This window comes from Streptomyces sp. NPDC092296 (genome assembly GCF_044755465.1).
Taxonomy (GTDB): Bacteria; Actinomycetota; Actinomycetes; order Streptomycetales; family Streptomycetaceae; genus Peterkaempfera.
On sequence record NZ_JBIVRB010000019.1, the window covers coordinates 98185 to 104489 of the forward strand.

The 6305-nt window shown below is 63.0% G+C and carries 7 protein-coding genes; 5 read left to right on the top strand and 2 right to left on the bottom strand.

Going from position 1 to position 6305, the window contains the following annotated elements; all coding sequences use genetic code 11:
* Window positions 1–40: 40 nt before the first annotated feature.
* A complete protein-coding gene (locus tag ACIQGZ_RS27475; protein ID WP_402606822.1) occupies window positions 41–616 on the top strand; it encodes a TerD family protein in 576 nt (191 codons plus the stop codon).
* 152 nt (window positions 617–768) lie between these two features.
* Here the strand turns inward: ACIQGZ_RS27475 and ACIQGZ_RS27480 are convergent, their stop codons facing one another.
* A complete protein-coding gene (locus ACIQGZ_RS27480) occupies window positions 769–1155 on the bottom strand; it encodes a hypothetical protein (protein WP_402606824.1) in 387 nt (128 codons plus the stop codon).
* A 253-nt stretch (window positions 1156–1408) separates the two neighbouring features.
* Here ACIQGZ_RS27480 and ACIQGZ_RS27485 point away from each other — a divergent pair, with 253 nt between their 5' ends.
* The 3 genes from ACIQGZ_RS27485 to ACIQGZ_RS27495 all read left to right on the top strand — a co-directional run bounded on the left by ACIQGZ_RS27485 (window position 1409) and on the right by ACIQGZ_RS27495 (window position 2754).
* On the top strand, window positions 1409–1741 hold the full coding sequence (locus tag ACIQGZ_RS27485; RefSeq protein WP_402606826.1) for an Lsr2 family protein: 333 nt from the start codon (window positions 1409–1411) through the stop codon (window positions 1739–1741).
* A 72-nt stretch (window positions 1742–1813) separates the two neighbouring features.
* Window positions 1814–2107, top strand: coding sequence for a hypothetical protein (locus ACIQGZ_RS27490; RefSeq protein WP_402606828.1), 294 nt, complete (start codon window positions 1814–1816; stop codon window positions 2105–2107).
* Window positions 2108–2385: 278 nt separating this feature from the next.
* Complete coding sequence (locus tag ACIQGZ_RS27495) at window positions 2386–2754, top strand: hypothetical protein (protein ID WP_402606831.1); 369 nt, start codon at window positions 2386–2388, stop codon at window positions 2752–2754.
* Between the two features lie 146 nt (window positions 2755–2900).
* Here the strand turns inward: ACIQGZ_RS27495 and ACIQGZ_RS27500 are convergent, their stop codons facing one another.
* Window positions 2901–3680, bottom strand: coding sequence for a hypothetical protein (locus tag ACIQGZ_RS27500; RefSeq protein WP_402606833.1), 780 nt, complete (start codon window positions 3678–3680; stop codon window positions 2901–2903).
* Window positions 3681–5091: 1411 nt separating this feature from the next.
* Between ACIQGZ_RS27500 and ACIQGZ_RS27505 the strand changes: the two genes are divergently transcribed.
* Window positions 5092–6168 carry a glycoside hydrolase family 11 protein gene (locus ACIQGZ_RS27505; protein WP_402606836.1) on the top strand — a complete coding sequence of 359 codons (1077 nt, stop codon included), beginning with the start codon at window positions 5092–5094 and terminating at the stop codon, window positions 6166–6168.
* The last annotated feature ends 137 nt before the right edge of the window (window positions 6169–6305 follow it).

Sequence of the window (6305 nt, forward strand, 5' to 3'; positions counted from 1 at the left end):
CGAACGGCCGACCGACGACGATGAAGGGACACTCCCCACCATGCCTGTGAGCCTCTCCAAGGGCGGCAACGTCTCGCTGACCAAGGAAGCCCCGGGGCTGACCGCTGTCACCGTCGGCCTGGGCTGGGACCTGCGGACCACGACCGGCACCGACTTCGACCTCGACGCCAGCGCCATCGTGCTGAACGGCTCCGGCAAGGTCGTCTCCGACGGCCACTTCGTCTTCTTCAACAACCGCCAGACCCCGGACGGCACCGTCGTCCACACCGGCGACAACCTCACCGGCGAGGGCGAGGGCGACGACGAGCAGATCAACGTCAACCTGGCCGGCCTCCCGGCCGAGGTCGACCGGATCACCTTCCCGGTCTCCATCTACGACGCGGAGAACCGCGGCCAGAGCTTCGGCCAGGTCCGCAACGCCTACATCCGGGTACTCAACCAGGCGGGCGGCACCGAGCTGGCCCGCTACGACCTCACCGAGGACGCCGCCACCGAGACCGCCATGATCTTTGGCGAGCTCTACCGCAACGGCGCCGAGTGGAAGTTCCGCGCCATCGGCCAGGGCTACGCCTCCGGCCTCACCGGCATCGCCCAGGACTTCGGCGTCAACGTCTGACAATGTCGCTTAGCTGTCATGCGTTGAAGGTTTAATCCTGAACGCCCTTGCAGGGCAGAGTCTACTCACCCTGTCAAGTCGGCCGTAATTCAGCCGGAATAGCGCAATAGAGAGAACCCCCCTTCCTGGTCGGAAGGGGGGCTTCTTTATTGTCAGAGAGACCGAGCCTCAGCCAAGGATGCCAAAACCCTGTACTCGATGATTCTGCCATTGCGGTCAAGACTCGGTTGGCAGCCGGATACCTCGAACAGCATTGGCCTATCATCGTCACGCTTCCACATCAATTCACCGGCCCTGTTTCCAATCCGGCCTACCTGTGCATCAAGAGATACTTGGCTTGGAGTCTGAATCTCCAGGTACTCCTTGTCCTCATATTGCTTCCCGAAAGACTCAATGGAGTCCCAGGGCCGGACAGTCCTTGCCTTGCAGTGGATTACCTCCGGACTGGAGTAGTTCCAGTCATGATGGAAAGCACCTGATTCGGGGTCCTGAATATAGGACTGCCGATACACCTCTGCTGTCAGCTCATAGCGCTTCATGGCAAGGGGTTTCACCAGGACCGCCACATGTCACGCAACCGGCGGATTTGCCGATTCTGCCTGAGCACTTCGCGCCGGTAGTTGAATGGCTCCATCTGAATCCTGCGACTCCGGTGCCAGGACAGATTTCCAATGGCTCTCTCTGCGAGAGGCGACAGATAAACAGACTTGTTTCCGAGCAATGCCAAGGTACTCCGTGCCGACGTACATTCCGCTATACTCCTGCCAAGGCACAGAGCAAGGGAGAGAGACCATGGCTAAGAAAACAATCGTTGTCTGTGACATCACTGGTGAGGAAGGCGCGGACACTGTCGAGTTCGCGTGGGAGGGAACTAGGTACTCCATTGACCTGGTGGACAGCGAGCGGCAGAAGATTGACGATTTTCTTGCTCCTTATCTTAAGGTAGCCGAGGAAGTCACCAGCGGTCAGCGCGCCTTGCCGGTTCAGCCCGGCCCCGATTCTTTCAAGGTCCGGAAGTGGGCGCAGGAGAACAACATCCTGGTGGATGGCCAACCGCTTCTTGCGCGGGGTCGAATTCCTGCCGCCTTTGTCGAGCTGTACGAGAAGGCTCACCAGGAGCTGTAACCGGATTTGAGCGGAGTGCCCGGGTGGTCAAACACCCGGGCACTCTCATTTCGACCTAGATAAGGTAGCCGTATGAGTCTTTTTCGACGGTCCCTCAAGCCGTTCAAGGTCACCATCACCGGCATGGTCACCCACACGGCTGATGTAGGCAGCCTCCGCGAGGCTCGCAGCGCCATCCTGGGCGCCTGCGAGACGGCCTTGGGCACTCTCCCTCCCGGCAAGGCTCTCGACGCCTACAGCAGCGACGCAGGCCGTCTGAACCTCGCCCTGTCCGGCGGTGAGGCAGACAGCTCCCTTGCCGACACAGGGTCATGGGTCTTTTCGTTCGAATCCATCCCTCTTGAAATCACCATCAAGCGTCGTTAGCCTGCTTGACAGGCAGTCAGACGGAAGGGTGCGGGTATGTAGTGCAATCCGTGGCAGAGATACAAAATGCTCTACTCGAAGCAGGAGCGGTCCTATCTCATCTTTGACCGAGCAGTGGGAGGGTTCTGCACCTTGCCCAATAAGTCCGGGGAAAAGGAACTGCTCCGATTCGGCCGGGGTGAAGATGTTCTCTACTGGCTGAGCGGGTGCTCAAAGCGAGGTTTGGAAATGACCGGCAAGGGCATGACCCTTGTCCCTACCCCGGAAAGAGTGCTCTGATGACAGACGAAGAGATTAAGGCGCTGGCGGCCGAAATCCGTGAGCGCATCGCCAAAAAGGCGAAAAAGACGATGTGGTGTGAGATGTATCCTCGCTACTCGTTCCAGTACTCGACCATGGCTGACGGGTACGTGATTTGGGACAAGGTACTTGGAGGCTTTGCCAGCCTTCCGAAAGACCCCCGGGATTCGCGCGGGGAAGGAGAAATGGAACTGCTGGTGTTCTCCGACGCCGACCACGCAATCCACTGGCTTGAATTGGTCTGTGCTCAAGGCGGCGATGTGTTCGCAAGACAAAGGCCGAGAGGTTCGAAGCTCAACCCGGCGCCCGACCTGACGAACGTCTACGACTTGGAACGAATGCTGTGACCCTGGGAACAGCAAGGAGCCCCGGCTACCAAATGGCGGCCGGGGCTCCTTCATGCTCTGTGAGGCTCTGTGCGGCCTTCTGACGTTTCAGGGGCTAGGACGCCCGGGGGATATCCAAGGCCGCCAGAAGGGCCGTTATGGGTTTTCTAGGGGTGCTTGGGGAGCTGCGGTTCCCCACCGAACCTTGTCATCACATCCATGATGTCCGCTTCGGTCGTCTGCACGTAGTAACGCAGGGACACACTCACATCATGATGGCGCATTTGGCGCCGGAGCATTTCCGGATGCCCGCCGAGCGTCACAATCTCGTTGGCAAACATGTGGCGGAACTGGTGGGGATTCAAGGTGAGTCCCGCGCGCTTGCCTGCGCGCCTGATGCCGACATAGACCGAGTTCTGATTCTTGTCCAGGTCGTATTCCGTGTACTCCGCCGCAAACCAGTCGGCCACAACAACGGGTCCGGCGGTTTTGGGAGTCGAGATAGCCCCGTCCGGGAGCCTTTGCCGGTCGAAATCGATGATGTTCCCCTTGATGGGCTGCTTCACGCACGATTCGCCCAGCCGTGCGCCTGAGTGAAGCATGGTCATCACCCAAGGCCGGTACATGCTCTTTTCGAAGACCTCGTGAATCTTCTCGATGGTTTGCAGGTCATAGACCTTCTGCGGTGCCTTCGGGCACGGAAGCTTGATTCCGAGACTGGCGCGGAGCGCGATGGAGTGCTTCCGCCGGGTACCGGGATTAAAAACAGTGTCGAGCCTGTTGGTGAGGAACCGCACAGTTGCTTCCTCAAAGGGGAGGTTCTCAATTCCCAGGTGCTTGAGGGTCTTCAGGTACTCCGCGTAGGTCTTGTCTCGGATAGGCCGGTCTGCCAGCCGGGTGAGCGGGACATCCAGGCAGGTCCGACGTGTGGTTGTCAGGCGTTCCACTTGTACTCCACCAAACCCTTCGAGCTGAGATTCGGCGTAAAGGACTTCGGCGTCAACGTCTGACCCACCCCGGCCGGGGCCGGCCCCAGCACCGCCGGCCCCGCCCTGCCCCCTTTCCCGTCTTGGAAAGCGTCAGTTCTTGGCCCCGCCACAATCGACTCGGGACGATCGAACGCGACGGGCGCGGTCCGGCGCCTCCGTCGCCGTCTACGGTGCGGATATGCAGGTGATGCTGTCGCGCATCCGGGATGACTTCTTGCGCGAACAGGAAGCCGACGGATGATCGCCCCCGCCTGCGGGGACCATCGAGCAACCCACGGGAACCAGCCGGGAGGTTGCACATGGCGACAAGCAGGCGGCAGAGCTCCACACCCACACCCCTTCAACAAGAGCTTGCCCCCGTACCCGGTTGCGCGCAGTGCCTGGGTCTCGCGGTACGCCGGCGGAACGCCCGTTCTGCGGCGGACTACGGCGCGGTGATCGACGCGAATGTCCAACTGCATTGCCACCTGGAAGCCCAGCACGGAAAACGGGACAGCCATGGCTGGCCCCAGCAGGTCGCGGTTGCCACAGGGGCCGGTATCACGCTCGGCGGGGCGGGCGCCCCGGGCAAGGGCGGCCGGGAGGTAGCCGGGTGCGAGCTGCATCGGCTTGTGGGCCAGGAAATCGCCTATGACCCGATCACGGATCAGCACGTTCTCGTCGGGACCGGTTCGGAGAGTGCGGCAACCTCTCGGGGGAGCCGCCCCCGATGACGGGCACCCGCAAGGCGCCCCACTACTGGGCAATGGTTTCGAAGTCGTCGCCGCGTTCCTCGCGGTAGACCTGCTGGTCCAGTCAGATGTCGCCGAGTCCACCTCAGACAATCCGGCCGTCCGCCTGGAAGTTCAGGGAACCACGAGGCGGGGCCGTCTGCCAGGGGTCCGGCTCGGAAATGTCGTCGGGCTGTCTCAGCAGGTCGGACACGCTCAGTTGCCATCTGGTCACAGATTCCACCGGCATGATCGGAGGGAACTCCGAAACTTTCGAGATTGCTGACCCTGGATTTTGATCTTCGAGCCGGAGCTTCGCCGGGCCGACCTCTGACCCAAGAGACCAAAGAGGGCAAATAGCCAGGCCAGGCGTTCGCGCGAGAACTATTGACCAGGGGAAAGTTTCGTAATCCTTGCCGAAAGCGTTGACAGGTCCATGGGGACGGCCCAAAACTGTTCGCCGTCGACAGCTCAGCCGCTGTCGATCCAGGTCACCACCCTGACCTGGCCCTCCGATCGCCGAGGACACGACGGTCGGCCAATCCGGACGCGTTGCGCGATGCCGACGCGGTCGCCGTCATCCCGGCTGCTGACAGTCCCGCCGGGTCAAGTCACGCCTGCCTGGCCTCCCCCACCCCTCACGAGGAGGAAGCACGCACATGAACAATGCCCCCGCCCACCCGAAGGGCCGCCAACACAGCCGCTTCAGGCTGCTGATCAGCAGTGCCTGCTCGCTGCTGCTGGTCGCCGTGGCCGCGATGTTCCTGCCCGGCACCGCCAGCGCCGACACGGCCGTCTCCTCGAACCAGACCGGCACCAACAACGGCTACTACTACTCGTTCTGGACCGACGGGGGCGGTTCGTCCTCGATGAACCTGGGCTCCGGCGGCAACTACAGCACCTCGTGGAGCAACGTCGGCAACTTCGTCGCCGGCAAGGGCTGGGCCACCGGCGCGCGCCGGACCGTGAACTACTCGGGCAGCTTCAACCCGTCCGGCAACGCCTACCTGGCGCTGTACGGCTGGACGACCAACCCGCTCGTCGAGTACTACGTCGTCGACAACTGGGGCACCTACCGGCCCACCGGCACGTTCAAGGGCACCGTCACCAGCGACGGCGGCACCTACGACATCTACGAGACCACGCGGACCAACGCCCCGTCCATCCAGGGCACCGCGACGTTCAACCAGTACTGGAGCGTCCGGCAGTCCAAGAAGACCGGCGGCACCATCACCACCGGCAACCACTTCGACGCCTGGGCCAAGTACGGCATGAACCTGGGCAGCCACAACTACCAGATCCTCGCCACCGAGGGCTACCAGAGCAGCGGCAACTCCAACATCACGGTGAGTGACGGCGGCAACGGCGGCGGCACCACCGGCGGTACGACCGGCGGCACCACCGGGGGCTCCACCACCGGCGGCAACGGCGGCGGCACCACCGGCGGCACCACCGGGGGCAACGGCGGCGGCGGTTGCACGGCGACGCTCTCCGCCGGCCAGCAGTGGAGCGACCGGTACAACCTCAACGTCTCGGTCAGCGGCTCCAGCAACTGGACCGTGACGATGAACGTCCCGTCCCCGGAGAAGATCAGCTCGACCTGGAACGTCAGCGCCAACTGGCCCAGCAGTCAGGTGCTCGTCGCCAAGCCCAACGGCAACGGCAACAACTGGGGTGTGACGATCATGACCAACGGCACCTGGACCTGGCCGACGGTCTCCTGCAGCGCAAGCTGACCCCCGCACCCCCCGAAACACCGCACCCGTGGCGGGGGGGGGCCCCCCCCCCCCCCCCCCCCCCCCCCCCCCCCCCCCCCCCCCCCCCACCCCCCCCCCCCCCCGCGCCCCCCCCCCCCCCACCCCCCCCCCCCCCC